The sequence below is a fragment of the Niveibacterium sp. genome (genome assembly GCF_041909475.1).
Classification (GTDB): domain Bacteria; phylum Pseudomonadota; class Gammaproteobacteria; order Burkholderiales; family Rhodocyclaceae; genus Niveibacterium.
On record NZ_JAYRDJ010000018.1, the window covers coordinates 19,551 to 44,943 of the forward strand.

Below are 25,393 nucleotides of genomic sequence, written 5' to 3' on the forward strand. Positions count from 1 at the left end.
GACATGACGCCCACCCGCCTCAAGTACCCCCGACCTCTTCGCAGCGGCGATACGATCGCGATCACCGCACCCTCGTCCGGCGTACCGCCGATGTGGCACCCGCGGCTTGATCTGGCGATCGCCCACCTTGAGGCGTCCGGCTTCAAGGTCGTTGAAGGGCGCTGCTTGCGTGCCCAGTTCAAGGACGCCAGCGCGCCGGCTGAAGAACGCGCTGCCGAATGGATGCGCTTCATGCATGACCCGTCGATCGCTGCGGTGATGCCACCCTGGGGTGGCGAACGCGCCAGCGATCTCCTGCCCCTGCTCGACTTCGAGGCATTGCGAGATGCCGGACCGAAGTGGCACCTCGGCTTCTCGGACCTGTCGACCCTGCATCTGCCACTGACGCTGATCAGTGGTTGGGCGACCGCGCACGGGGCCAACCTGATGCAGCGCGTGCCAACCCAGGCCGACGCACTGACCAACGCCACCCTTGCCGTTCTGACCACGCCGCATGGTTCGTCGGTTAGGCAGAACGCTTCGGCGCGCTTCGAAACGCACGGGCCCGATATCGGCCAACACCCGGACGCGCCCTGCGCACTGACCGAGCCAACGCGCTGGAAGCAATTGAACGGCAGCACCGCCGCGCTCGGTTTCCGCGGTCGCCTGATCGGCGGCTGCCTCGACACCATCGCATGGCTCGCCGGTGGCCGATTCGGCGACGTGCCCGGCTTCGTCCGGCGCCATCGAAACGAGGGCACGATCCTGTATCTCGAAAACGCCGAGATTCACCCGCCGGGCTTGCTGCGCGCCCTGCTCGCCTTGCGGCGCCTCGGTTGGTTTGATGAACTCGCGGGCGTGTTGATTGGCCGCAGCGCAGGCCCTAGCCCGTCGGCGCCCGATCGCCTGACCTACACGGACGCGCTCACGGCCGCGCTCGCGGATTTGCGCTGCCCTGTGCTCTTCGATGTCGACATCGGCCACTTGCCGCCCCAGCTCACCCTGATCAACGGTGCGTTCGCCGAGGTCAGCTTCGCCGACGGCAGTGGTTCGATCGTCCAGCACTTCGTTTAGCGCGTCTGCTGAGACCGCACGACCAAGGCGCAGCCTGTCGGGCTAACTTACACCTGCCTTCGGCAACCCCGCATGCAACGGCGGTCCGGGCCTCGCATTCGACCGTGGCTCGACCGCTTGAAACGGCCGGAATGCCGCGCCAGCACTCGATTTGATTGTCCAACGGCCGATCAATTACTCCGGCAGCGGCGGCCCGCTCGGCGACCATGCAGCGCATTGGCACTGTTTCTGCTTGTGCAGTGCAGCGTCGCCGCTGGCCACAAACCCCGGCGACACCCAGTCTGAATCCGGCATGCGCGACAAACCCTGTCCGCCTGCCCCTCCCGGGAGTCATGAATGCGCTTGAAGCCGATCGTCCTTTCCGTAGCCTTGTCCGTGGCCGCTCTTGCGGCGGGCAATGCGTACGCCTTTGCCGCCGCAGGCAAACCCTCTGCACTGCCTGCTTCGCTGGCGCTTGATCTGGCGCCGACGGTGATCACCGATACGGCGACGGACCTGAAAGTCCAGTGGACCTGGGATCAGCTCAACGCGACCTCGACGCTGAATCTGTTTTCCACGCCGAAGCTGGTGAACTGGAACGTCAGCCTCGCCTCCTACACCAAGTCGGTATCGCTGCCGGATCTGGGCTCGTTTTCGATGCTCGCCGCCACACTGGATGCGCAGCATGTGACCGCCCCGCACAGCAGCGACGCGGCAACCGGCGATGCCTTCCATTACGTCTGGGTGCAGAACAACGTGCCGAACTTCAGCAGCAGCACCACATCGCTGCTCGCGCATGCCGGCGCGCATTCCGACACCTACACCTTTGACGCCATTCGCAGCGGTGGCGACGTGCAGTTCACGCTGACTGCGGTGCACGCGGTGCCGGAACCTGAGACCTACGCGATGTTGCTGGCCGGCCTGGGCTTGGTCGGGGCAGCCGCGCGCCGCCGCCGCATGCGTTGAACGACGGCGCAAGGAGGCAGAAGAGCACCGGCTTGCCGGTGCTCTTTTTGTTGGTGGGTACCGTAAGCGTTGCGCCAAGAGCCAGCTTCGCGCCAAACGCCGTTGCAGTGCGGCGCTTCAGCGCGCGGCGTCGATCACGCCGCGAATCCACGCCGCGTAGGGCGCGATCAGCATGCCACCGCCGCCGGAACCGAAACGCGGCGGCGGCACCGAGATCTTGGGTGGCTTGGCCGGCAGCTGGATCTGGAAGGTATTGATGCCGACCAGCGCCCAGTGCTCGGCGTCGCGCACGAAGGCGGGGCTGCCGGAATCCCCGCTGGCGACAGTGGCCTCGCGACGGTTGCCGAGGCTGGGGCCACCGAGCAGGCTCATCGCCGGGTCGGGGCCGTCGAAATCCCATACATAGGCCGCCGGGCCCTGGCCAGGGCGGGCGACCCAGTCGTCCAGCGCGTTCTCGCCGACGCGTTTGGTATCGGCACGGGCGCCGACCGTCGTGCCGTCGCGCGGGTTGCCACCGCTGCCGTAGCCGACCAGCGTCAGCACGATGCCACGCGCCGGCGGGCGATCGAACAGCGGATAGCGCGGCACGTTCGCCGGCAGCGGCTCGCGCAGGCGTAGCAGAGCGAGGTCATCGAGGTTGATGCGGTCGGACTTGTAGCCGGCGAAGCCCGGATGCGGCACGACTTCGAGCACGCCCTCGGTGAGCGGGCCGCAGGGCACGCGCACCCGCACGTCGCCGGGGCTCAAGCGCCGCCCCGCCGCGACATGGCCGGCGGTGAGCACCCAGCGGTCGCCGACCACGACGCCAGAGAACACGCCGTTGCCGATCAGCACGCTGACAACGCCGGCCCAGGGCGAATCGCAGCCATCCGGATCGACGCGGCGTTCGGGCGAATCCGGCTCGTCGCCGTCGGGCAGACCGCCGAGGATCGCCAACGCCGGTGCCGACAGCACGAGCAGCAGCGCGGCCGCCATGCCGCGCAGCGCCGTCACGCGAGGCCCCGCACGATGAACAGCCACACCCACGCCAGCGCCGCAACGACGGCAAGAAAGGGCAGCGACCAGAGGTGAAAGCCGAGCCATGCGCGGCGGTCGCCGAGCAGGCGCAGCGCGATCAGGTTGGCCAGCGAGCCGATCAGCAAGCCGAAGCCACCCACATTCACCGCCCACGCAATCACCTGCCATTGCGCAGAATGCTCGGCAAGCAGGATCGCTGCCGGCACATTGCTGATCAGCTGCGAGACCAGCACGCCCGCGGCGTAGAGCCGCTGCGGATCGTGCAGACCGATCGCAGCCACCGCGTCGCGCACCGCGGGCAGTTCGGCGACCAGGCGCAAATCGATGAACATCAGCATGAACACGACGATCAAGGCCCAGTCGACTTCGCGCACCACGGCGCGGAAGGCGAACAGGAACACCGCGCCGACCAGCGCGAGGCCCAGCCAGGGCTGGTGTGCGTCGAGCAGCAGCAGAAACGCCGGATACAGCGCGAGGCTCACCCACAAAAGCCGGCGTGCCAGCGGCGGCGGGGCGATGTCCTCATGCGTGTCGATGCGGCGGGCCGGGAAGGCGAAGCAGGTGAGCAGCAGCAGCGCGCCGAGCAGGATCGCGGCCAGCGGGGCCATCGCGGCGACGAAGCTGCCGAAGGAAACGCCGGAGCGATGCCACAGGAAAAGGTTTTGCGGATTGCCCATCGGCGTCAGCACCGAGCCGGCATTCACCGCGAGCGCCTCGAAGATCACCAGCCGCGCGGTCGGCAACTGCGCCATGCCGTGCAGGCCCAGCGTCAGCGGTACCACGATGAAGAGCGCGATGTCGTTGGTCAGCACCGTCGCCAGGGCCGCCGACACGCCGACCAGCAGCAGCGCGAGATGGCGCTCGGTGTGCATGCGGGTCACCACATGGAAGGCTGCATGCTGCAGGAAGCCGCTCTCCTCCAGCCCGGTAGTGAGCAACAGCAGGCCGGCGAGCGCGGCGATCGTGGGCCAATCCACCAGCTGCGGGTAGCCGGTGACGGCCGCCGGGTGCAGCAAGCTGAAACCGACACACAGCAGCAGCAGAATCAGCAGCAGTTCGTCCTGGCGCAGGCGGGCGGCAATACGGGCGGGAATCAGGAGCAGGCGGTGCATGGGGCAATCTAAGGTGTGCGTGGCTGGATTCTACGTGTCGCCTCAGTGACCCGGGCGCGGTTGCGGAACCAGCAAAGCTTGATCCGGACGATGCACGCGCAGGCCGCCGCGTCGGCGATAATCGGCGGCGGTGCGGCAATCGCCGCGAAAGACTTGGGGAAAGCACCTTGAAAATCCTGGGAGTGGATGTCGGCGGATCCGGCATCAAGGGCGCCATCGTCGACACCGATACCGGCGAACTGCTGACCGAGCGAATCCGTATCCAGACGCCGCAGCCGGCCACGCCGGAAGCCGTGGGGCTGACGCTGCGCGAGCTGGTGCAACAACATGGCTGGAGCGGCCCGGTCGGCATCGGCTTCCCAGCCGCGATCCAGCATGGCATCGCGCGCACCGCGGCGAACATCGACAGCGCCTTCATAGGCCTCTCGGTCGCTGACTACTTCTCCGAACAGGCCGGCTGCCCCTGCTTCGTCGCCAACGATGCAGACGTGGCCGGCATGGCCGAGATGCGCTTTGGCGCCGGCAAGGACCACCGCGGCGTGGTGCTGATCGTGACGATCGGCACCGGGCTGGGCACCGCCTTCTTTAGCAACGGCCAGCTGCTGCCGAACACCGAGCTGGGCCATATCCAACTGAAGAACGGCATGGAGGCCGAGCATTACGCATCGGAAGCGGTGCGCGATGCCGAGGGCCTGAAGTGGAAGCAGTGGGGCGAGCGCTTCAACCGCTACCTGACAACGATGGAAGCGCTGTTCTGGCCGGATCTGGTGATTCTCGGCGGTGGCGCGAGTGCAAAGCTGGAGAAGTACGCCGCCCAGATCACGGTGCGCGCGCCGGTGGTGGCGGCGAGCTTCCTCAACCAGGCGGGCATCGTTGGCGCGGCACTGTATGCCGAATCCCAACTGCCGCGCTGAGCGACGCAAGGCAACGCGATGAACAAACCCAAACCCTTCTCGATGATCCGCGAGTTCCACCTCGCGGACTGGTTCACGCTCGGCAACGCCTGCAGCGGTGTCGGCGCACTGTTCGCGGTGATGAGCTACCTGCAGCTGCAGGATGTGAAGCACTTCTACTTTGCCTGCGCACTGATCCCGCTCGCGCTGGTGTTCGACGTGCTCGACGGCCGCATCGCGCGCTGGCGGCAGAAAAGCTCGGCGATGGGGCGCGAGCTCGATTCGCTGGCCGACGTGATCTCTTTCGGCGTCGCGCCGGCAGCGATCGCCTACGCGGCAGGGATGCAGGGTCTGTACGACCGCATCATCCTGGTCTTCTTCGTCGCCTGCGGCGTATCGCGCCTGGCCCGCTACAACGTCACCGCCGAGGAGCTGGCCGACGATTCCGGCAAGGTGAAGTACTTCGAAGGCACGCCGATCCCGACCTCGTTCGCGCTGGTGGCGGCGCTGGCAATCGCCGCCGCCAACGACGCGCTGGGCGACGCGATGTGGGGCGGCATGGTGAAGATCGCGGGCTTCCAGCTGCATCCGCTGGTGCTGATGTTCGCGATTTCGGGCTCGCTGATGATCAGCCGCATCCGTATCCCGAAGCTGTAAGGCGCCGGTGTTCGCGCTGAAGACGTTCGGGCTCTTCATCGCCACGGCGGTGGCCGAGATCCTGGGCTGCTACCTGCCCTATCTCTGGCTGCGCGAAGCACGCAGTGCCTGGCTGCTGTTGCCGGCGGCGGCAAGCCTGGCGCTGTTCGCCTGGCTACTGAGCCTGCACCCGGCCGCGGCGGGGCGGGTCTATGCCGCATACGGCGGCGTCTATATCGCGGTCGCAATCCTGTGGCTGTGGGCGGTCGATGGTATCCGCCCGACGGCCTGGGACCTGATCGGCGCTGCCGTCGCGCTGGGCGGCATGGCGATCATATTCTTCGCGCCGCGCGGCGCCTGAGGCAGGGCTATTTGGTGATCGGCGCGTTGCGCCCGGAATATTGGTCGCTCATGCGCTGCGCCGCTTCGGCGAAGTTGCCGCGCGCCTTCTCGCTGCAGTAGCGATTGACGAAGGTTTCCACCGTTCCGTTGGAGACTTCCGACACCTGCTGGCTCTGCCGCGCGTAGTTGTGGCCGCTGAGAAAGCCGCGCACCCAGGCGATCTGCTGTGCCCGCGTATCAGCGTCGCCCTTGCTGGCAGTCCACGCGGCGCAGCTCATGTCGTCGAAACCCAGAATCTTCAGCGGCGCAGCGTCGGCCGAGAAGGTCATGCAGGCGAACAGCAGGGCAGGCATCAGACAAAGGCAGCGCGGCATCGAAGCTTCCCGGAGAAATGGGCGGCGGCCCGCAGAGGCCGCCTCGTGGCGCCGGATTATCCGCCAAAGCCCGGCGCCCGCGTTGGCGTTGCTCAATGGATGAAGCCGCCGCGCCCGATCATGGTCAGGTCGACATAGCGTGAGCCCTTGTGGTCGGTCGGCGAGAACTGCACCGCGAAGCCGCCGACGTCGAGCTTGCCGGCGCTGGCAAGCGCCTGCACCAGGCCATCGCGCGTCAGGTTCTTGCCGGCCCGCTTGAGGCCCTCGACCAACACCTTCGCGTCGATGTAGCCCTCCAGCGTGGCGAACGAAACGGCGTCCGCCGGCATGGCCTTGGCGTGTTCGCGCACCACCGGCAGCACATCGCCCCACGGGAAGGGCACGACCTGCGACACCGCCACGCCGCGGCCGTCCGGGCCGAGCTCGTTCGCGAGCGCCTTGCCGCCAACGAAGGACACCGCCCAGAACTGCGTGAAGGACTGCGGATCGCGGCGGCGCAGTTCGCGCACGAAAGCGGCATTGGATTTGTAGGCGCTCATCATGATCACGCCGTCGGCCTTGGCCTTGTTGATCGCATCCACCGCCGCAGCCACGTCGGTCGAATTGCGCTCGACCGGCGCCTTGGCGACCAGCGCGACGTTGAGCCGCTTGAGTTCGTGCTCCACATCGGCGAGGCCGGATTTGCCGAAGGCATCGTTCTGGTACAGCACCGCCAGGCGGCGGCCGGCCGGATTCGCGATCGACTTGATGATCGCCTGCGCTTCGTCCGAATAGCTGGCGCGAATGTGGAAGATCAGCCCGCTGTCCGGACCACGCAGCGATTCGGCACCCGAGTAGGGGCCGACCAACGGCACCTTCGCTTCATTCATCACCGGCAGCACCGCCAGGCCGGTTGCCGTGCCGACGTTGCCCAGCAGCGCGAAGACCTTGTCCTTCTCGATCAGTTGCTTCGCGTTGGCCGCGGCGCGTTCGGGGTCGTAACCGTCATCGAGTGACAGCAGCCGCAACTGCCGCCCGTGTACGCCGCGTCTTGCATTGATTTCCTTGAAATAGGCTTCGATGCAAAGACGCACGTCGTGGCCAAGATCGGCTGCGGGGCCGGTTTGTGCGGCGGTCTGGCCGATCAGGATTTCCTTGTCGGTGATGCCGGGGGCTTCGGCCGCGTGGGTGGTTCCGGTAACGAGCGCGAAGCTCATCGTAGTGGCGAACAGCATGCATCGAACGGGGGGCAGCATGGGGGGCTCCTCGCAGGGTGGGTGCGGCGCGAACGCAACACAGAAGGTGTGAAAGTCGCCACCGTACCGATCACGAGAACGCGTTCCCTTGAGCCAGCGCAGGTCGTCGATGCAGATGTCATTTGTTTAGCAATCAGACTAATCTGCGGCGTTGCCGCGCGGCAAGACAGCCCCTCCGTCGACGGCGCACGAGCGCGATAGAATCCGGGCTTCTCGAGGCGCCCGCGTGCATCGTCACTTCGTCATCCCTCGCCCTGCCCTGCAGCCTTACGTGGACCGCCTTTGGGGCTGTGAGAGCGCCGCTGCACCCACGATGCCGCTGCTGCTGCCCGGCACCGGCGCGGAACTGCTGTTCCACTACCGCACACCGATGGCGATCGCCGGCACACGCGGGTTGAGCAACCTCGGTGCTGCCTACCTGCTGTGCGCCCGGCGCGCACCGCACCGGCCGGTGGCGCAAGGTAGCGTCGGTTTCATCTCGGTACGCCTGCGCTCCGGCGCGCTGCGGCACTTCTGCCCGCTACCGGCTTTGGCGCTGGGCGACGATGCGATCCCGGTCGCCGATATCTGGGGCGCCGAGGGCACAGCCATCGCCGAGCGCGTCGCACTGGCGGCCGATAACGACACCCGCATCGCGCTGCTGCAAGACTGGCTGCTGGCCTGCCTTGCGCGCCACGGCAAACGGCAGCCGACAATCGAGCTGGCGGTGCGTGCGCTGTACTACCGCCACCGCGAGGTGCGCATCGATGCGCTGGCCGGCCAGCTGGGCCTGAGCCGGCGCCACTTCGAACGCGTATTCCGCGAACAGATCGGGCTGACACCCAAGGCCTTCCAGCGCACCGCACGCTTTCATCTGACGGTGCGCGACCTGCTGCTCGGCGGCGATGGCGACTACCTCGCCGCCGCGCTGGATCACGGCTACTACGACCAGGCGCACTTCATCCACGATTTCCAGAGCTTCGTTGGCCACGCGCCAGCGCGCTTCCTGCAGACGGCAACGCCGACGGCGCATTTTTACAATCCGCCGATCTTCACGCCCGATAAGGTGCCTCTGCCGCGTTGAAGCGGAGCACCCCTGCTCCGGCGCTGGCCAAGGAGCACCGCATGACCGTCGTCACCGCCCTGTTTGAAGCCCGCCCCGGCCGCGAAGCCGAACTCGAAGCCACGCTGCGCGAACTCGTCAGCCAGGTCGCACAGGAAACCGGCGCGATCGAATACACGCTGCACCGCAGCCCGACGTCGCCCGGCCGTTTCTACTTCTACGAACGCTATGCGGATCAGGCTGCCGTCGACACGCACATGGGCACGCCCTACCTGAAGCGGGTACTCGAAGTCGTGCCGGATCTGTGCGCGGCAGCCCCCGAAGTCGCTTTCTTCGAACCGCTGGTGTCAATCAAGGATCTGAGGGCCTGAGGCGATGTTCCTGATTCTGCTCGACTACGTCGCCCCGCCGGCTGAGATCGACCGCCACGTCGAGGCGCATCGGCGCCACCTGGCGGAACACTACGCGGCGGGGAAGCTGTTGCTGTCCGGCCCGCAGGTGCCGCGGGAAGGCGGCGTCATCATTGCCTGCGTGCGCACCCGCGAGGAGGTCGAAGCAATGATGCGGCGCGACCCCTTCGTCGTGGCCGACGTGGTGCGCTACCGGGTGATCGAGTTCGTCGCGCGCGCCGCACACCCGGCACTCGGCAGCTTCATCGAGGCGCCGACGGCCTGACCGGCAAGCTTGATCTGGGCAGCCCTGGCCAGCCAGCGCGGCGCTATGCTGGCCTCTTGTGCCCCCGGAGGACCCGACATGCCCGCGCTGTTGAACTTCCCGATCGCTGGTGCCCGCGTCGGCGTGCGCGCCGTGGCAGCGAATATCGTGTGCGTCAGCATCGCGCCAGACGGCCACGCGCTCGCCGAGTCGCTGTTCGTGCTGCCACAGGCCGATGCCCCGGAAGCTGAGCTGCACACCGCCCCGCCGCATGTCACCCGCGTCGGAGACGGCCTGCAATTCGCCGACGCAGACGGAACGGTGTTCCTGACCCATTCAGCGAGCAGCTGGTCGCCCGCCGAGGAAGCCCTGCGGGTGGCGCAGCAGTTTCGCGCCGACCCGGCGCACGCGCTCTACGGCCTCGGTCAGTACCCCGGCGGCGCATGGGACTGGCGCGATCGCGAAGTGCTGCTGGCGCAGTCCAACCAGGGCATCGCGGTGCCGTTTCTCGTCTCCACCGCCGGCTACGGCATCCTGTGGGATTCGATGGCGCTGACACGCTTCGCGAGCGCGGGCGACAGCTTCCGCTTCGAGAGTGACTGCGCCGACGGCATCCGCTACTACGTGGTGTGGGGGCCGGATTTCGACCGCATCGTCGCCGGCTTCCGCCTGCTCACCGGCGCGGCGCCGCTGTTCCCGCGCTGGGCCTACGGCTTCTGGCAGTCGAAGGAACGCTATGTTGACCGCGCCGAGCTGCTGGACACCGCGCGCCGCTTCCGCGAACTCGGTTTTCCGATCGACGCGCTGATCCAGGACTGGAAGTACTGGGGCGACAAGCCGTGGAGCTGCATGGAGTGGGACGACAAGGTCTTCCCCGACCCCGAGGGCATGATCCGCGAGCTGCACGCGCAGCACCACCTGCGCCTGATGACCACGCTATGGCCAGTGGTCGGCGAAGGCTGCGCGCTGTTCGAGGAACTGAAGGCCGCCGGCCAGCTCTTCGAGTATCCGCACTGGGCCAGGGGCCACATCTACGACGCCTACAGCGAACAGGGCCGCGCGATCTACTGGAAGCATGTGAAGCGCGGGCTGATCGACAAAGGTGTCGACGCCTTGTGGATGGACGGCACCGAGCCGGAATTCGTCTCCACCCACGACCCGATGGACGGCGTGCGCGCCTGCACCGCGCAGCGTGACACGGCGCTCGGCAGCTGGCGCCGTGTGCTCAACGGCTACTCGATGTTCACCGCGCGCGGCGTCTATGAAGGCCAGCGCGAGATGAACAACGGCAAGCGGGTGTTCACGCTGTCGCGCTCCGGCTTCGCGGGCCAGCAACGCTACGCGGCGGCGAGCTGGTCTGGCGACATCGCGGCGACGTGGAAGGTGCTGCGCGAACAGGTCGCCGCGGGGCTCAACTTCGCCGCGGCCGGCATGCCGTACTGGACCACCGACATCGGCGGCTTCTTCACCACCGGGCTCGGTGCGCGCTTCCCCGACGGCAATCGCGACCCGGCCTACCGCGAGCTCTACGTGCGCTGGTTCCAGTACGGCGCCTTCTGCCCGCTGTTCCGCTCGCACGGCACCAACACTGCGCGCGAGCCCTGGCACTTCGGCGAACCCGGCAGCTGGGCCTACGACGCCTTGCTCGCCGCCGCGCAACTACGTTACAGGTTGCTGCCGTATATCTATTCGCTGGCGTGGGACGTCACCTCGCAAGGGGGTACGCCGATGCGCCCGCTGGCGATGGACTTCCGCGACGACCCGGCCACCTACGGCATCGCCGACCAGTTCATGTTCGGCCCCGCGATCATGGTCTGCCCGGTGCTGGAACCGATGTTCCACGAACCGCGCCGCGAAGCGGAGATCGTCGCGAGCGAATTCCTGCGCACGCCCGAGGGTGCGCCCGGGCTGACCTGGCGCGGTTATGCCGACGAGGCCGCCGACACCGCGGTGTTCAGCAAGACTGAGACCGAACTCAACGGCAGCTGGGCCGGCGGCCCGCCACCCGGGCTGCCCTTCGCCGGCTACCGCCTGCGCTGGGATGCCGAACTCACGGTGCCCGACAGCGGCGACTACGAGTTCCTGCTCTACGGCAACGACGGCCGCCGCATGTGGTTTGACGACGCATGCGTGATCGACGCCTGGCAGGCGCAGGGCATGCAGACCACCACGCTGCGCCGCACGCTCACCGCCGGCGCAAAGATTCGGCTGCGCGTCGAACACCAGCACCGCCACGGCGCCGCGCAGATGAGCCTGTCCTGGCGCCGGCCGGGCCACGCACCGAAATCCGAGCTGGTGCCGGCCGAACGCCGCGTCTACCTGCCGGCCGGCTGCGACTGGTACGACTTCCACAGCGGCGAACGCCACGCCGGCGGGCAAACGCTGACGGTCGCGACGCCGATCGCCCGCATTCCGCTCTATGTCCGTGCCGGCAGCATCCTGCCGCTGGGGCCGATCGTAACCCGCAGCGAGGAACAACTCGGCGCGCCGGTCGAGCTCGTGGTCTATCCCGGCGCCGATGCGGACTTCACGCTGTATGAAGACGCCGGCGACGGCTACCACTATGAGCGCGGTGAATTCGCCACCACCGAACTCAAGTGGGACGGTGTCAAAGGCGAACTGATGATCGGCCCACGCACTGGCAGCTACCCCGATGCGTCGGAGGTACGGCGTTTCAAGGTTCGGCTGGAGGGAAGCAGCAATGAAGCGACGCTCGGCATGCGCGGGGCGGATGCGTCGGTAACGATTCTTGGTCGGAACGTCGAATAGGGCCACGACGCCCCTGCAGGTCATCGTTCATAGTTTGATGGCCTTGGATACGACGAAGCGCTCGCGAGCTTCCGTCGCGGCATTGATTCGGCATCAAGAAAAGGAACGACGATGAACAACGACATGACGAAGGGTCTCGGAATCCTCGGGCTGCTGCTCGCCTTGGGGATGTCGATTGCGGCATTGATCTTCGGCTGGCAGGCGCGTGATTTAGGGGCGGGGCGGCAGAGCATCGTCGTCAAGGGCCTCGCAGAGAAGCCGGTGAAGGCCGATCTGGCTGAGTGGACCGTCGCCGTCAGCACCCGCGGCGACACCTTCGCCGCTGCGCTGAAGAACTTGCGCGCGGAGCGTCCGGCGCTGGATCGTTTCCTCGCGGAGCAGAGTATCCCGACGAGCGCAATCCGCGTCGGTGGCGAGCGCGTTGAGCCGGCGTTTGTTGAAGAAGAGCGCGCCAACGGATCTACCCGACAAGTCCAGAAGGGCTTTCAGGCAACGCAATCGCTGGTGGTGAGCACCCGCGATCTAGCCCGTATCGAAGCCGCCAGCCGCGAAATCCTCAAGCTCAAGGCAGACGGCCGACCGGTGTTCGACGAGGCGCCGGTCTACCTGCTGACGACGCTCGAAGACGTGAAGATGTCGCTGATCAGCAGTGCCACCGACAACGCCCAGAAACGCGCGCAGGAGTTCGCCCGCAGCGGCGGCGTCAAGGTCGGCGCAATGCGCTCCGCCTCGCAGGGCGCCTTCTACATCCTGCCCCCCAGTGCCACATCCGAGAACGCCGACTACGGCGGCACTTACGACAAGACCACCATCGACAAGATCGCACGCGTGGTGGTGACGATCGAATACCGGATTGACCGTTAAGCAGGTTGGCCATTGGCGTACGAGGGCAGAGCAATGCGACAGCGTCGTGACTCTCTCGACAGAAAGCAGGAAACCGCGGTTTCGCGATCGTCCCCGCACACGAGGATCAAGCGTTTTGCACGCTTACTCCATCGCTTGCTGCGTCAGTGCCGCACGCTGACTTGCCTCGCGTTGCTCACGGGATTCTGGACCGCCAGTGCCAGTGCGGATCCAGGCACCCTGCCGACCTGTTCTGCCATTGATACCCCCGATTACCTCGCATGTCTGACGCCCGCCGCGGCGGCACTCAAGACAACGCATTTCGACAGTGGCGGGCGAGTCTTCCGCCGTGGCGACACGCTCGATTTCCGCTGGCGGGGCGCAGCGTCCGCAGTGCGCGTGGAGGGCGCTTACGGCAACTACGGCGTCGCGCTGCAGCGGCTCACGGCGAACGAGTGGGCCGCGAGCGTGCGGGTCCCGAACCTCGCCGCGCTCGCCGAGCGCTTCAGCTTCGTCGCCACGGGCGCCGAGGGCGAGGACGTCCGCGAAACAATGCACTTCAACGGGCCCGCGGCACGCCCGCGCGCAGCCGAAAGACGGGCGGTCGAGATGCTCACGCTGCCGAGCCGTCATCTTCCGCAAGGCCGCCAGGTCAGGGTCTGGCTGCCGCCGGGACACTCGGCGAGCCAGCGTTACCCAGTGATCTATATCGCCGACGGTGCGGCGGAATTCGGCGACGAGTTGCTTGCCGCGATGCAGGCGGGCCGCTTGCCTGCAATGGTGGTCGTCGGGATCGAAGCGGACCAGGCGGCGCGCTTTGCCGAGTACGTGGACTTCCCGAAGCGCGAGGGCGTGCCGAGCGACCCGGCACGCTTTGCAGCGCACGAACGCTTCATCATCGAAGAGCTCATGCCGTGGGCCGAATCGACGCTAGGCGCGAGTAAGGAGCCCGGCTCACGCACCGTCGCCGGCTCATCCAACGGGGCGGACTGGGCTGCCGCGATGGCCTTGCAGCACCCGGATCTGTTCGGGCGCGCCATCGTGATGTCGCCGATCATGGTGGCGCAGTATGCGATTCCGGATGCGCCGGGCGCGCGCTTCGAGCTCAGCGCGGGCGCGCTCGAACCCCCGTTCGCATTGGCTACGGCCTGTTTCGCACAGCGCCTGAACGCCAAGGGCGGCAGCGTGAAACTGCGCTGGTGGCCACACACACATGCACCTGAGCAATGGCACGCGGCCTTTCTGGCTGCGCTGCTCGACGAGCCATCCGCGACGCTGCCCGATGCACATGCCTGCGACGTGTTCCTGGCAGACCCGCTGTAATGCCGCGGGCAGGCTCATCCCGGCGCATGACATCCAGCAGCGGCGCCGATAGCATTCGTCGCATTCGCCCGCGCCCGCCCGGAGCGGCGTCTCGCTGAGGAACACCGCCATGCCGCGACCGTTGATCCGCCTCGCCCAGCTCTACGCAATCGGCTTGATCGCCCTCACCGCGATCGGATGCGTGAACGCGCACGCCGATGGCCCCTTGCGTGAGTTTCTGAAGCTGCGACGAAGCCAGTCGGCGCCCGCGGGTGGCACGGCGGAGTACAGCGTCGAGGTCGGCGGCGTGGTGCGGCGCTATCTGGTGCATGTTCCGGCCAGCTACGACCCGGCACGCCCGGCGCCGCTGGTGCTTGCGCTGCATGGCGGTGGCGGCGACATGCAGCACATGGCGAAGGACGAACATTACGGCATCGTCGGCAAGAGCGATCGCGCCGGCTTCATCGTCGCCTTCCCGAACGGCACCGGCGCGATGGGCGACAAGTTCGCCACCTGGAATGCCGGTGCGTGCTGCGGCAAGGCGCGCGACGCCCGCGTCGACGATGTGGCCTTCGTGCGCGCCCTCGTCGCCGATCTGCAAAAGCGTTATGCGATCGACGGCACGCGCGTCTTCGCGATGGGCATGTCCAACGGCGGCATGATGAGCCACCGCCTGGCTTGCGAAGCGGCGGATCTGTTCGCCGCCATCGCCTCGATCGCCGGCACCGACAACACGCTCGCGTGCGCGCCTGCGAGGCCGATTCCGGTACTGCACATCCATGCACGCAACGACGACCATGTGCTTTTCGAGGGCGGCGCCGGGCCCGGCGCGTTCCGCGACGAGAGCAAGGTCACGCAGTTCGTCTCGGTGCCGCAGACGATCTCGAACTGGGTCGCGCGCAACAACTGCCGTGGCGCCGCGCGCGAAGTGCTGGCGGTGCCCGGTGCGCGCTGCGAAGTCCATGACGGCTGCACCGGCAATTCCCGCGTCGAGCTGTGCGTCACCGAAGATGGCAAACACAGCTGGCCCGGCGGCGGCGTGACCACACTGTCGCGCCAGCAACCAAGTCAGGCGATCAACGCCAACGACGTGATCTGGGACTTCTTCCAGTCGGTCACAGCCCGGCGCTAGCGGGATGCGCGTCATCGGCCGACCCGCTCGGTGCCACGCTGCAAGCGCTGTGCTGCCGTGGGCCGCGGCGCCTCAACTTAGGCGCCGGTGCAACACCCGCATCACGCGGGGGAGCACAGTTGGCACAATCCCACCTCTGGTCGACCTTTACGGATTCGATGCCTGCCGCCACCCACGCCGCCGAACGGACGCATGAACGCTGAACGCCGCCGGCTGAGCCTATCGTTGTTGATCTCGCTGCTCGCGCATGCGCTGCTGCTGAGCCTGAGCTTCGGCGGCCAGGGGTTCGGGCTGCCGGGGCTGGTGTTCCCGTGGCAGAAGCGCGCCGCCGTGGCGCCCGATCTGCATGTGGTGTTGCGGCCGGCGCCGGTCGAAAACGGGCAGACCGCGCTGCCGCCGATTACCGCGCCGCACCGCATGGATTCGCTCGAAGCGCCGGGCACGGACAGCGCCGCCAGCGCGGAAGCCGCGCCGCCCAGCGTGAGCCTTGCCCGACGGGCCTTGATACCGAAAGCCGCAGCCACGGATACGCCCGATGACGCCGCGCCGCCCGAAGCCGAGGCCAGCCCGGCCGCCGATTCGCCGGTGCCCGCCGTGGCGCTGATCGCACTGGAACGCTCGGACGACCCCGCCTTCCTCGTGCCACCGCCGCCGGCACTATCGAGCCCCGGTGGCGTGCTCGCAGCGCGCCCGCAGGACAGCAACGCCACGGCGACACCGCGCAACGGTGGCGAGGCCCTGCCGACGCAGGCGATGGCTGACGCACCCGACCTTGCCGCCGAAACCGATCTCGCCGCGACGGACACGCCGGCGGCGCCCGACGCGCTGGAAGCCGCACGCATCGACGCCGCAAGGCAGGAAGCCGAACGGATCGAAGCGGAACGCCTCGCCGCCGCGAAGCTGGAAGCCCAGCGTCGCGAGGACGCCCGACGCGCCGCCGCACAAGCCGAGGCCGAACGCATCGCGATCGCCCGTCAGGAAGCAGCGCGGCTAGAGGCGGAACAGCGCGAAGCGGCACGCGTGGCCGCCGCCAGGCTGGAAGCCGAACGTCTGGAGACGGCCCGGCAGGCCGCGGCGCGCGCCGAGGCCGATCGCATCGAAGCCACCCGCCGCGAAGCCGAGCGCCTCGCCGCGGCAAAGCTCGAAGCGCAACGGCTGCAGGAGGCACGCGACGCTGCGCTGCGCAGCGAGGCCGACCGGCTGGAAGCCGAAGGCCGCGAAGCCACCCGCCTGGCCACGGCCAAGGCGGAAGCGCAGCGCCTGGACGCCATGCGGCAAGCCGCTGCGAAGGCGGAAGCCGAGCGCCGCGAGGCGGCCCGCCTTGCGGCCGAGCAGGCCGAAGCGCAGCGGCAAGCCGAAGCGCGTGCGGCCGCAGCACGCGCCGAGGCGGAACGCCAGGAGGCCGAGCGGCGCGAAGCGGCACGCATCGCCGCCGCAAAAGCTGAAGCGCAACGACAGGAAGAGGCGCGACAGGCCGCGGCGCGGCTCGAGGCCCAACGCCTTGAGACCGAACGGCGGGAAGCCGCCCGTATCGCGGCCGCCAAGCTCGAAGCCCAGCGGTTGGAAGAAGCGCGCGAGGCGGCTGCACGGGCGGAGGCCGACAGGCTTGAGGCAGCGCGTCGCGAAGCGGCACGCGTCGCGGCAGCCAAGGCCGAAGCGCAGCGGCAGGAAGAGGCTCGCCAGGCTGCGGCACGTGTCGAGGCGGCTCGGCTGGACGCTGAACGCCGCGAAGCCGCACGCATCGCAGCGGCACAGGCTGAAGCGAAGCGGATCGAAGACGCGCGTCAGGCTTCCGCCCGTGCCGACGCGGAACGGCTGGAGGGCGAACGGCGTGAAGCCACCCGGCTTGTAGCCGCCAAGGCGGAAGAAGACCGCCAGGAAGCGGCGAGGCGCGACGCGGCGCGGGTGGCCGCGGCGAAGGCGGAACAGGAAGAGAACGAGCGGCGTGAAGCGCGGCGCCGTGCGATGGGCCGCCAGCTCGACGAAGAGGCGGCTCGACGCGACGCCGCCAACCCGGCCCGCCAGCCAAACAACCTGCCGCTGTCCCTGAGTACCTCGCGGCGGGTAAGGCTGTGGGGGCGCACCGACCCGAACGCGGAGCTGGTGCAGTACGCCGAGGCCTGGGCGCGCCGCATCCAGCTCAATACGTCGGTCGATGCGGTGCGCGACGTGGCCAAGCGGCCACATACCCAACCAATGGTGACCGTCGCGATCCGCAGCGATGGCAGCGTCGAGGCGATCACCTTCGTGCTCTCCAGCGGCGTCGCCGAGGTCGATGAAGCGATCCGCCGCATCGTGCAGAGCCACGCGCCCTACCCCGCCTTCTCGCCCGTGCTGGCACGGCAGTACGACGTGGTCGAGATCCGCCGCACCTGGCAGTTCGATAGCGCGGTGCGGCTCTACTGAACGCGCGCTGCGCAACGCACGCGTGTAACGGCAGCCGGGTGGAATCGACCCGTGTCGCGGGGCGGCGGCCAGCATCACGTCCGCTGATTCGTTGGTCGCGCCGCGGCACGGCACCGTTCGCGCTTAACGTTTAAGCTACGCGCACCCCAACCCGAACAGAGAGAGAAGCATTCGCATGTCCGACCTCAGCGACATCGCCAGCGACAGCGCGGTTTACAAGACCCTGCTGGAATCGACCAAGGCCATCCCCTGGAAGATCGACTGGGCGACGATGCAGTTTGCCTACATCGGCCCGCAGATCGAACCGCTGCTCGGCTGGAGCCAGGAGAGCTGGGTCTCGGCCAACGACTGGGCCGAGCGCATCCACCCGGAAGACCGCGAGTACGTGGTCAACTTCTGCATCGCGCAGTCGAAGGCCGGCGTCGACCACGAAGCCGACTACCGCGCGCTGACCAAGCAGAACGGCTACGTCTGGATTCGCGATGTGGTGCACGTGGTGCGCAACGCGAACGGCGAGGTCGAATCGCTGGTCGGCTTCATGTTCGATATCAGCGAACGCAAGAAGACCGAAGAGAAGTTGCTCGCGCTGCAGAAGGAACTCGAAGCGCTGTCGTTCAAGGACGGCCTCACCGGCATCGCCAACCGCCGCCGCTTCGATGCCGCGCTGGAGCTCGAATGGCAGAGCGCACTGAACAGTGGCAAGCCGCTGTCGCTGGTGATGCTCGATGTCGACCTGTTCAAGCAGTACAACGACCTCTACGGCCACACGGCGGGCGACAAGTGCCTGGTCGACGTCGCGCAATCCTTGAACCTCGCGCTCGTCGGCCAGCGCGACCTGGTTGCCCGCTACGGCGGCGAGGAGTTCGTGCTGCTGCTGCCGGACACCGACGCCGCCGGCGCCCACATCGTCGCCCAGCGCTGCCAGCGCCTGATCGACAAGCTCGCCCTCGAACACCGGCAGAACCCGCACGGCCAGCGCGTCACCGTCAGCATCGGTGTCGGCACCGTGATGCCGAGCGCGTCGATGACGCCGACAGCCTTCATTGAATCGGTGGACAAGCAGCTGTATGCCGCGAAGGAAGGCGGCCGCAACCGGATCGAATCGGTCACGGTCGGCGCCTGACCGGCCGGGAGCCCGCGCTGACAACGACCGGCACGCATGACACACGCCGGCCGTAGCGGGCCTGCGGCGCATCGGCGGACCCGCGCGCCGCAGGCTTCGTTAAGTTTAATTTGTTCGATCGGTAAATTTATCGTCACCTGCGCCGACTAGATTGCTGCGTTTTCCTTCTTGGCTCTTCGCCGGAGTTGCAGCATGCGCACGTTCGAGTACCAGCACTTCCGTTTCTCCACCCTCTTTGCCGCAACGGTTGCAGCGGCCGCGCTGAGTGCCTGCGGCGGTAACGACAACAACGCTGACACCACCCCAAGCACCGCTGTCGTGGTGCCGAGTGCGCCGGTCGGACTCGGCGCCGAAGAGTCCGCACCGGTGCCCGCCGGCGTGACGGCTTATGTGGACGATGGCGCCAGCAACGTGCGCGGCGACGCCTGCCACGCGACGGTCGACACCAACGCGGGCGTTCGCGTGGTGGCCGGCTTTCTGGACATCTGGACGCCGCGCAGCTTGCTTGTCGACGCCGGCCAGACCGCGCCGGCGAGCGGCAGCTGTGCCGCCGTGGTGGCGAGTGACTGGAACGGCATTCCGGGCAGCGCGACCGACGGGGTCGTGAAGAACGCGAGCATCCACGCCGCCAACATCGCATATGTCGAACGCGCCACCGCGGGCCGCACCGCCGAGCAGGAACTCGCGGCCTACCTCGACGACCGGCGCGGCAAGGGCTACAGCATCACCGACGGCATGGGCCCGCTGACCGCCACGTGGCGCAGTGGTGCCCAACAGACGACGACGATCACCGCGATCCCGGCCGATGCCGGAACCGTGGTGTACAACGACGGCGGCAACAACCTCGGCGTCGGCGGCACCGGCAACGCCAATCTCGGCCTTGCGGTCGACTTCATCGCTGCGATGAGCGGCAGCGGCTCGACCGAGCCCGCAAAGCGCTTCTTCAAGTATGCGCGGCCGTGGCGCTGGAGCAGCAAGGTCGTCGTCGCCCCGTCGCTGCTCGCAGCCAGGAGTTCGACCCCCACCACCGACGGCGGCTTCATCAGCGGCCATGCGGCGGAAGGCTGGCGCGATGCGCTGGCAATGGCCTACCTCGTGCCCGAGCGTTATCAGGAGATGCTGACACGGGCGATGGAACTGGGTGAGAACCGCATCCTGGCCGGCATGCACTCGCCGCTGGACGTGATCGGCGGGCGCGTTCAGGCCACCGCAGTGGTCGCCTACAACCTCAACCACAGCGCCAACGCGGCCCTGAAGACCAGCGCCTTCACGCAGGCGCAAACCTGGCTGCAATCCCAGACCGGCACGGCGTCGGCCGCCGAGCTGAACGCCTATGCGCACGCGGCCCCTGCCGGGTCCGACCGCTTCGCCGACCTTGCAGCCAACCGCGTGAACTTCGCCAATCGCATGACCTACGGCTTCAGCCCGATTGCCAGCGCCACGGCGCCCGCCGTCGTGCCGAAGGGCGCAGAGCTGTTGCTGGAAACGCGGCAGCCCTACCTCAGCGCGGCGCAGCGGCGCGTGGTGCTGAAGACCACCGCGATCGCCTCGGGCTATCCGGTGCTGGACGACGCCGAAGGCTGGGGGCGCCTGAACCTCTTCGCGGCAGCGGACGGCTACGGCGCCTTCAACGGCGACGTGATCGTGACGATGGATGCCGCACAGGGCGGCTTCAGCGCGGCCGATAGCTGGAAGAACGACATCGGCGGCGCCGGCTTGCTGACCAAGAAGGGCAGCGGTGTACTCACGCTGACCGGAGCGAACACCTGGACCGGCGGCAGCCTGGTGGCCGAGGGCGTGCTGGCGGGCGCGTCGACAACCGCCTTCGGCAAGGGCGACGTCTATGTATCCGGCGGCACCGCGCGAATCGCTGCACCGGCCACGCTGGTCGTGGCGGGCCGCTACACGCAGGCGGCAGGCGGCAATCTCGAACTCGCGCTGGGCAACGGCTCGCGCGGGCGTCTTGCCGTAGGGGGCACCCTCACGCTGGTCGGTGGCGGCCTGCATGTGACGCTGGCCGACGGTTACAAACCGGCGGTGGGCGACACGCTGAACCTGATCACTGCGGGTAGCGTGTCCGGCAAGTTCGCGACGGTCAGCGTCGATGGCTACAAGGTCACGCCGATCTACACGTCGAACGCGATCCAGTTGCGGATCGACGGCTGACCGGCGTCAGTCGCAGCGGCGCGTGGCGCACCATCATGCGCCTGCGCGTGCGCTGCCCGCCTTGCGCGCCTCCAGCCACTGCGGCACCGCCTCGGCGGGCATCGGTCGCGCGATCAGGTAGCCCTGCAGGATGTCGCAACCAAGGCGGATCAGGGCCGCCTGCTGGTCCGCCGTCTCCACGCCTTCGGCCACCACCTCCATGCGCAGCGCATGCGCCAGCCGTACCACCGCTTCCAGCACGGCTTGCGCATCGGCATTCGCGGTGAGGTCGATGACGAAGCTGCGGTCGATCTTCAGCTGCCGCGCGGGAATGTTGCGCAGGTGCGCGAGGCTGGAATAGCCGGTGCCGAAATCGTCGATCGACAGTCGCACGCCCAGCGCCGCGATCTGGTCGAGCACGCTGCGTTCGGCGTCGAGGTTCTCCATCATCGCCGTCTCGGTGATCTCGCACACCAGTTGCGAGGGCTCCAGCCGATGCCGTGCCAGCGCCGCGCGAATCCGCTCCGGCAGCGCGGCGTTGCGCAGCTGGTAGGGCGACAGATTGATCGCCACGCGGCAGCGCAGGCCCTGCTCGTGCCAGCGCGCCAGTTGCGCGCAGGCTTCGTCGATGACCCAGTGGCCGATCTCGCCGATCAGGCCGAAGCGCTCGGCCAGTGGCACAAACACCGCCGGGCTGACCAGCCCCCGCTCGGGGTGACGCCAGCGCAGCAGCGCTTCGAGGCCATGCACCTGGCCGCTGCGGGCATCGATCTTGGGCTGGTAGTACAGCAGCAGTTCGCCGCGCGCGATCGCATGGCGCAGCGCCTGATGCAGCACCACTTGCTCGGCCGCGTCGCCCGCCATGCTCGCCTCGTAGACCACGCAGCAATTGCCGCCGCTTCGCTTGGCCGCACCCATCGCCGCCTCGGCACGCGCGAGCAGGCGCGCCACATGCGCCTCGTGATCGGGAAACACGGCCACGCCGATCGAGCAAGACAGCAGAACATCCTGACCGGCAACATGAATCGGCTGCCGCATTGCGTCGAGAATGCGCTGCGCCAGCGTCACCGCGGCGGCCTCGGCATCGCGCGATTCCACCATCGCGACGAACTCGTCGCCGCCGAGCCGCGCAAGGGTGTCGCTCTCGCGCAGCGTGAGCTGCAGCCGGCGCGCAAGTTCGAGCAGCACCTCGTCACCCGCCTCGTGGCCGAAGGAATCGTTGATCGGCTTGAAGCCGTCCAGATCGAGGAACAGCACCGCCAGCCGCTCGGCTGCCGCGGGCATCGCGCCTCGCCGGGCGACGCGCGACGCGGCATGCTGCAGGCGATCGTTGAACAGCGCGCGGTTCGGCAAGCCGGTCAGCGCGTCTTCGAATGCGCGGCGCTGCAGGGTTTCGTTGGCCTCCTGCAGGTCTTCGGTGGCGCGGTGCAGCGAGCGGGCCAGCTGCGCTTCGCGCGCCCGCGCCATCGCGTCATTGATTGAAAGCACAAGCGCACCCGCGAGCAGAAACAGCGCGGCCGTCACCACCACCGCAGCCAGCGGCTGCCCCGAGAGGCCCTCGACGCTGCGACAGATCGTGCCTTGCGGCAGCTGCGCGGCAGCCATGCCGGTGTAGTGCATGCCGCCGATCGCAAGCCCCATCACCACCGCAGCCAAGCCCTGCAAGCGAAGACGCAAGGCGCCGTGTTGCTCGCGCAGGGCGAAGAACAACCTCAGCGCAGCCGCCGAGGCTAGCCACGCAATCGCCACCGAGGCAAACACCACCGGCCAGTGCCACACGATCGGCGGCACCAGTTCGAGCGCCGCCATGCCGAGGTAGTGCATCGCGCAGATGCCCAGGGCCATGCTGGTGCTGCCGCCCAGCAGCACCCAGGGGGTCAGCCTGTCGTGCGTCGCGATCCGCAACGCCACCGCAGCGGCGGCAATCGCGGCGAGCCAACTCAGCAAGGTCGGGCCGCCGGCATAGCCGAGCGGAATACCGGCATCGAAGCCGAGCATGCCGACAAAGTGCATCGCCCAGATGCCGGTACCCAGCGTGGCCGAACCGCCCGCCAGCCACCACCGCCGCAGGCCGGGCTCCGCCACGCGCACCCGGCGCGCCAGATCCAGCGCAACATACGACGCAAAAACCGCCACGACGAGCGACGCGGCCACCAGCAAAGGGGCGTGACGGGTAATCAGGAACGATGCAACATCCATCCTGCCTATATCGGCCTGCGCCGCCGGCGCTGAAGGCAGGGCCCGCGGACGGCCGGCACAATGTCGGCCACACAGTGCAGCGCACCGCCGTTGAACGGCGCCGCCCACGCTGGCAACCCTGCATCGCCCGGGAGAACGCCCCAATGACCCGATACCTGCTCTTGCTGCTGGGCACACTGGCCGCCTTCACTGCGCAAGCCGGCGGCGAGCTCTTCAAGGTGACCACACGCGAGGGCGTCACCACCACGGTGTTCTGGGAAGCCACCCCCGGCGCCGGCGCCACGGTGCTGCTCTTCCCCGGCGGGGGCGGCGGCTTCGGCCGGGTGGAAGATGGCAAACCCGGCAGCCAGAACTTCCTCGTGCGGTCGGAAGCGCACTTCATCGCCCAGGGTTTCAACGTGGCGATCTTCGGCCGCCCGAGCGATTCGCAGGATTTGGACTACGCCGACCGCATCGCCGAGCCGCATCTGACCGACATCGCCCGCGTGCTGGCCTTCGTGCGCGACAAAGCCCCGGTGCCGGTGTGGCTGGTCGGCACCAGTCGCGGCACCGTCTCGGCCACCGCTGCGGCGATCCGGCTCGGCGACCAGATCGCCGGCCTGGTGCTGAGCTCCAGCGTCGTCAGCGACAAAAAGCCCGGCGCCGTACCGACCCAGAACCTCGCCGCGATTACTGTGCCGGTGCTGCTGCTCCACCACAGCAAGGACGCCTGCCCGATCTGCGACCCACGCGGCGTGCCGGCAATCCTGAACGGCCTGACGCATGCGCCGATGAAGAAGCTCATCATCGTCAGCGGCGGAGAGAACCCGAGTGGCAACGTCTGTGAAGCGCTGCACTGGCACGGGTATGTCGGCATGGAGCAGGAGGCCGTGGCGCAGATTGCCGATTGGATTCGGGCGCCGGCGAACTGAGCCTCGGCGAGTTTCCGCGGAAAGCTCAACGTAAGGACGTCGCCTGGCCGATACCGTTCGCGAGCATCGTGATGCCATTACACCGGCGTGGGAATTCGGAAGCGCATCATTCAATTCATTTCGCATAACATCGGCACCTCGATTTCATGGAGGTGGCCATGCCACTTAGCGGTGCACAGTGGGTCGCGCTCTATCCGACAAGTACTTCGGTCAGCGATCTCGAACTCGACTTCCGGACTTCACTGAACAACTTCCTCGCCGCGCTGACGGCCGCCGGGGCGAGCTATACCATCGCCGCGACACTGCGTCCGCCGGAGCGCGCCTATCTGATGCATTGGTCCTACCGTGTGGCGCGCGAGAACTACGATCCGCGACAGGTGCCCGCGATGGCGGGCGTCAACATTGACTGGGTTCACAAGCGTCCGAATGGCAGCTACGACGAGACCGCCTCGCGCTCGGCCGCCAACGCAATGACCACCAGCTTCGGCACGGTCTACCGCCCGTCGCTGACAAGCCGACACACCGAAGGCCGCGCGGTCGACATGAATCTCAGTTGGTCCGGTACGCTGCGAATCCGCAATGCGCAGGGGCAAGAGGTTTCGATCAGCTCGACGCCACGCTCCGGCGCGAACACTGATCTTCATGATGTGGGAGCCAGCTATGGCGTCGTCAAACTTGTCAGCGATCCGCCACACTGGTCCGACGATGGTCACTGAACGCATACGTCGCGCGATCGTGTTCGCAGCGCTCACTACGCTGGGTGGCATCGCCCATGCAGAGTCGCTACCGATCGTCGGTATCCTTGCACCGAGCGAGAACGGCCCGGTGCTCCACGGCCTGCCCGGCTGGCGTTCAAGCGGCACGCCGCTTCGCTATCTCGACGAAAGCGGACGTGCACTGTGCTGCCTCCACGTCGCGCCGATGCCCACCGCCGGCGCGTCGGCCTTGATGCGCGACGGCGAAGCGGGCGGCGATCTGTATGCGGTCGAACCTTCTGATGCCCTCGCCGCGCGGACGGGGCGCAAACCGATGCTCGGCCCCGTGCTCGACACCGGCACCACCACCGAGAAGCGATCCGCCGCCGAGGTGACCCTGCGCAAGGGTGATCACCGATCGCAGCTCGAGCGCTGCACGACGTCCGAAGGCGTGCGCTTCACGCTGCAAGACAAAGCGGCGGGCACTCGGAGCCAGCTCTACCTGCCGCTCGGCTACGACGTTTCCCCCACCTGCAAGTAGCGCCACCGGGCGATTCTGCGGTGA

23 protein-coding genes are annotated in these 25,393 nt (G+C 67.8%); 18 read left to right on the forward strand and 5 right to left on the reverse strand.

The window, feature by feature from the left end:
• Window positions 1-3: 3 nt before the first annotated feature.
• Window positions 4-1,053, forward strand: coding sequence for a S66 peptidase family protein (locus tag ACE3P0_RS12820; protein WP_374403035.1), 1,050 nt, complete (start codon window positions 4-6; stop codon window positions 1,051-1,053).
• 336 nt (window positions 1,054-1,389) lie between these two features.
• Window positions 1,390-1,998, forward strand: a complete 609-nt coding sequence (locus ACE3P0_RS12825) for a PEPxxWA-CTERM sorting domain-containing protein (RefSeq protein ID WP_374403036.1) — start codon at window positions 1,390-1,392, stop codon at window positions 1,996-1,998.
• A gap of 117 nt (window positions 1,999-2,115) precedes the next feature.
• Here ACE3P0_RS12825 and ACE3P0_RS12830 read toward each other — a convergent pair whose 3' ends face one another.
• Window positions 2,116-2,991: a trypsin-like serine protease gene (locus ACE3P0_RS12830; protein ID WP_374403037.1), complete on the reverse strand. Its 876-nt coding sequence runs from the start codon at window positions 2,989-2,991 to the stop codon at window positions 2,116-2,118.
• Window positions 2,988-4,127, reverse strand: a complete 1,140-nt coding sequence (locus ACE3P0_RS12835; RefSeq protein WP_374403038.1) for an SLC13 family permease — start codon at window positions 4,125-4,127, stop codon at window positions 2,988-2,990. Before ACE3P0_RS12835 ends, ACE3P0_RS12830 begins: the two co-directional genes overlap by 4 nt.
• A gap of 167 nt (window positions 4,128-4,294) precedes the next feature.
• Here ACE3P0_RS12835 and ppgK point away from each other — a divergent pair, with 167 nt between their 5' ends.
• Genes ppgK through ACE3P0_RS12850 form a run of 3 tightly spaced genes read left to right on the forward strand, consistent with a single transcriptional unit; the run spans window position 4,295 to window position 6,017 of the window.
• Window positions 4,295-5,041, forward strand: a complete 747-nt coding sequence (gene ppgK / locus ACE3P0_RS12840) for a polyphosphate--glucose phosphotransferase (RefSeq protein WP_374403039.1) — start codon at window positions 4,295-4,297, stop codon at window positions 5,039-5,041.
• Between the two features lie 18 nt (window positions 5,042-5,059).
• Window positions 5,060-5,677: a CDP-diacylglycerol--serine O-phosphatidyltransferase gene (gene pssA / locus ACE3P0_RS12845; RefSeq protein WP_374403040.1), complete on the forward strand. Its 618-nt coding sequence runs from the start codon at window positions 5,060-5,062 to the stop codon at window positions 5,675-5,677.
• Window positions 5,678-5,684: 7 nt separating this feature from the next.
• Window positions 5,685-6,017 (forward strand): YnfA family protein, encoded by a 333-nt coding sequence (locus tag ACE3P0_RS12850; protein WP_374403041.1) that lies wholly within the window; start codon window positions 5,685-5,687, stop codon window positions 6,015-6,017.
• 7 nt (window positions 6,018-6,024) lie between these two features.
• Here ACE3P0_RS12850 and ACE3P0_RS12855 read toward each other — a convergent pair whose 3' ends face one another.
• A complete protein-coding gene (locus tag ACE3P0_RS12855) occupies window positions 6,025-6,372 on the reverse strand; it encodes a hypothetical protein (protein WP_374403043.1) in 348 nt (115 codons plus the stop codon).
• A 92-nt stretch (window positions 6,373-6,464) separates the two neighbouring features.
• Complete coding sequence (locus tag ACE3P0_RS12860; protein ID WP_374403044.1) at window positions 6,465-7,607, reverse strand: ABC transporter substrate-binding protein; 1,143 nt, start codon at window positions 7,605-7,607, stop codon at window positions 6,465-6,467.
• 226 nt (window positions 7,608-7,833) lie between these two features.
• On the opposite strand from ACE3P0_RS12860, the gene ACE3P0_RS12865 reads away from it, so the two are divergent.
• From ACE3P0_RS12865 to ACE3P0_RS12910, 10 genes are all read left to right on the forward strand, one after another.
• Window positions 7,834-8,670 (forward strand): helix-turn-helix domain-containing protein, encoded by an 837-nt coding sequence (locus tag ACE3P0_RS12865; protein ID WP_374403047.1) that lies wholly within the window; start codon window positions 7,834-7,836, stop codon window positions 8,668-8,670.
• 41 nt (window positions 8,671-8,711) lie between these two features.
• Window positions 8,712-9,020: a putative quinol monooxygenase gene (locus ACE3P0_RS12870; protein ID WP_374403048.1), complete on the forward strand. Its 309-nt coding sequence runs from the start codon at window positions 8,712-8,714 to the stop codon at window positions 9,018-9,020.
• A 4-nt stretch (window positions 9,021-9,024) separates the two neighbouring features.
• Complete coding sequence (locus ACE3P0_RS12875; RefSeq protein WP_374403049.1) at window positions 9,025-9,324, forward strand: YciI family protein; 300 nt, start codon at window positions 9,025-9,027, stop codon at window positions 9,322-9,324.
• Between the two features lie 78 nt (window positions 9,325-9,402).
• Window positions 9,403-12,072 (forward strand): TIM-barrel domain-containing protein, encoded by a 2,670-nt coding sequence (locus tag ACE3P0_RS12880; protein WP_374403050.1) that lies wholly within the window; start codon window positions 9,403-9,405, stop codon window positions 12,070-12,072.
• A gap of 111 nt (window positions 12,073-12,183) precedes the next feature.
• Window positions 12,184-12,936 carry an SIMPL domain-containing protein gene (locus ACE3P0_RS12885; protein WP_374403051.1) on the forward strand — a complete coding sequence of 251 codons (753 nt, stop codon included), beginning with the start codon at window positions 12,184-12,186 and terminating at the stop codon, window positions 12,934-12,936.
• Between the two features lie 171 nt (window positions 12,937-13,107).
• Window positions 13,108-14,238, forward strand: a complete 1,131-nt coding sequence (locus tag ACE3P0_RS12890) for an alpha/beta hydrolase (protein ID WP_374403052.1) — start codon at window positions 13,108-13,110, stop codon at window positions 14,236-14,238.
• Between the two features lie 109 nt (window positions 14,239-14,347).
• Window positions 14,348-15,349, forward strand: a complete 1,002-nt coding sequence (locus ACE3P0_RS12895) for a PHB depolymerase family esterase (protein WP_374403053.1) — start codon at window positions 14,348-14,350, stop codon at window positions 15,347-15,349.
• Window positions 15,350-15,541: 192 nt separating this feature from the next.
• The gene (locus tag ACE3P0_RS12900) at window positions 15,542-17,755 is read left to right on the forward strand and encodes a TonB C-terminal domain-containing protein (protein WP_374403054.1); all 2,214 of its coding nucleotides are present in this window, start codon (window positions 15,542-15,544) and stop codon (window positions 17,753-17,755) included.
• A 175-nt stretch (window positions 17,756-17,930) separates the two neighbouring features.
• On the forward strand, window positions 17,931-18,878 hold the full coding sequence (locus ACE3P0_RS12905) for a GGDEF domain-containing protein (protein WP_374403055.1): 948 nt from the start codon (window positions 17,931-17,933) through the stop codon (window positions 18,876-18,878).
• Window positions 18,879-19,070: 192 nt separating this feature from the next.
• Window positions 19,071-21,044, forward strand: coding sequence for a phosphatase PAP2 family protein (locus ACE3P0_RS12910; protein ID WP_374403056.1), 1,974 nt, complete (start codon window positions 19,071-19,073; stop codon window positions 21,042-21,044).
• Between the two features lie 33 nt (window positions 21,045-21,077).
• On the opposite strand, the gene ACE3P0_RS12915 is transcribed toward ACE3P0_RS12910, so the two are convergent.
• Window positions 21,078-23,222 carry a putative bifunctional diguanylate cyclase/phosphodiesterase gene (locus ACE3P0_RS12915; protein WP_374403057.1) on the reverse strand — a complete coding sequence of 715 codons (2,145 nt, stop codon included), beginning with the start codon at window positions 23,220-23,222 and terminating at the stop codon, window positions 21,078-21,080.
• A 143-nt stretch (window positions 23,223-23,365) separates the two neighbouring features.
• Between ACE3P0_RS12915 and ACE3P0_RS12920 the strand changes: the two genes are divergently transcribed.
• From ACE3P0_RS12920 to ACE3P0_RS12930, 3 genes are all read left to right on the forward strand, one after another.
• The gene (locus ACE3P0_RS12920) at window positions 23,366-24,133 is read left to right on the forward strand and encodes an alpha/beta hydrolase (protein ID WP_374403058.1); all 768 of its coding nucleotides are present in this window, start codon (window positions 23,366-23,368) and stop codon (window positions 24,131-24,133) included.
• Window positions 24,134-24,279: 146 nt separating this feature from the next.
• Window positions 24,280-24,849: a hypothetical protein gene (locus ACE3P0_RS12925; RefSeq protein WP_374403059.1), complete on the forward strand. Its 570-nt coding sequence runs from the start codon at window positions 24,280-24,282 to the stop codon at window positions 24,847-24,849.
• A complete protein-coding gene (locus ACE3P0_RS12930; protein ID WP_374403060.1) occupies window positions 24,839-25,369 on the forward strand; it encodes a hypothetical protein in 531 nt (176 codons plus the stop codon). The genes ACE3P0_RS12925 and ACE3P0_RS12930 overlap by 11 nt, the downstream gene beginning before the upstream one ends.
• Window positions 25,370-25,393: the final 24 nt, after the last annotated feature.

Excerpts from the sequence above, each read along its gene's own strand:
- ACE3P0_RS12870 (WP_374403048.1), top strand. The coding sequence starts at position 8,712 with ATGACCGTCGTCACCGCCCTGTTTGAAGCCCGCCCCGGCCGCGAAGCC.
- ACE3P0_RS12825 (WP_374403036.1), top strand. The coding sequence starts at position 1,390 with ATGCGCTTGAAGCCGATCGTCCTTTCCGTAGCCTTGTCCGTGGCCGCT.
- ACE3P0_RS12910 (WP_374403056.1), top strand. The coding sequence starts at position 19,071 with ATGCGCACGTTCGAGTACCAGCACTTCCGTTTCTCCACCCTCTTTGCC.
- ACE3P0_RS12820 (WP_374403035.1), top strand. The coding sequence starts at position 4 with ATGACGCCCACCCGCCTCAAGTACCCCCGACCTCTTCGCAGCGGCGAT.
- ACE3P0_RS12900 (WP_374403054.1), top strand. The coding sequence starts at position 15,542 with ATGAACGCTGAACGCCGCCGGCTGAGCCTATCGTTGTTGATCTCGCTG.
- ACE3P0_RS12855 (WP_374403043.1), bottom strand. The coding sequence starts at position 6,372 with ATGCCGCGCTGCCTTTGTCTGATGCCTGCCCTGCTGTTCGCCTGCATG.
- ACE3P0_RS12880 (WP_374403050.1), top strand. The coding sequence starts at position 9,403 with ATGCCCGCGCTGTTGAACTTCCCGATCGCTGGTGCCCGCGTCGGCGTG.
- ACE3P0_RS12915 (WP_374403057.1), bottom strand. The coding sequence starts at position 23,222 with ATGGATGTTGCATCGTTCCTGATTACCCGTCACGCCCCTTTGCTGGTG.
- ACE3P0_RS12885 (WP_374403051.1), top strand. The coding sequence starts at position 12,184 with ATGAACAACGACATGACGAAGGGTCTCGGAATCCTCGGGCTGCTGCTC.
- ACE3P0_RS12920 (WP_374403058.1), top strand. The coding sequence starts at position 23,366 with ATGACCCGATACCTGCTCTTGCTGCTGGGCACACTGGCCGCCTTCACT.
- ACE3P0_RS12895 (WP_374403053.1), top strand. The coding sequence starts at position 14,348 with ATGCCGCGACCGTTGATCCGCCTCGCCCAGCTCTACGCAATCGGCTTG.
- ACE3P0_RS12925 (WP_374403059.1), top strand. The coding sequence starts at position 24,280 with ATGGAGGTGGCCATGCCACTTAGCGGTGCACAGTGGGTCGCGCTCTAT.
- ACE3P0_RS12930 (WP_374403060.1), top strand. The coding sequence starts at position 24,839 with ATGGTCACTGAACGCATACGTCGCGCGATCGTGTTCGCAGCGCTCACT.
- pssA (WP_374403040.1), top strand. The coding sequence starts at position 5,060 with ATGAACAAACCCAAACCCTTCTCGATGATCCGCGAGTTCCACCTCGCG.
- ACE3P0_RS12875 (WP_374403049.1), top strand. The coding sequence starts at position 9,025 with ATGTTCCTGATTCTGCTCGACTACGTCGCCCCGCCGGCTGAGATCGAC.
- ACE3P0_RS12835 (WP_374403038.1), bottom strand. The coding sequence starts at position 4,127 with ATGCACCGCCTGCTCCTGATTCCCGCCCGTATTGCCGCCCGCCTGCGC.
- ACE3P0_RS12905 (WP_374403055.1), top strand. The coding sequence starts at position 17,931 with ATGTCCGACCTCAGCGACATCGCCAGCGACAGCGCGGTTTACAAGACC.
- ACE3P0_RS12860 (WP_374403044.1), bottom strand. The coding sequence starts at position 7,607 with ATGCTGCCCCCCGTTCGATGCATGCTGTTCGCCACTACGATGAGCTTC.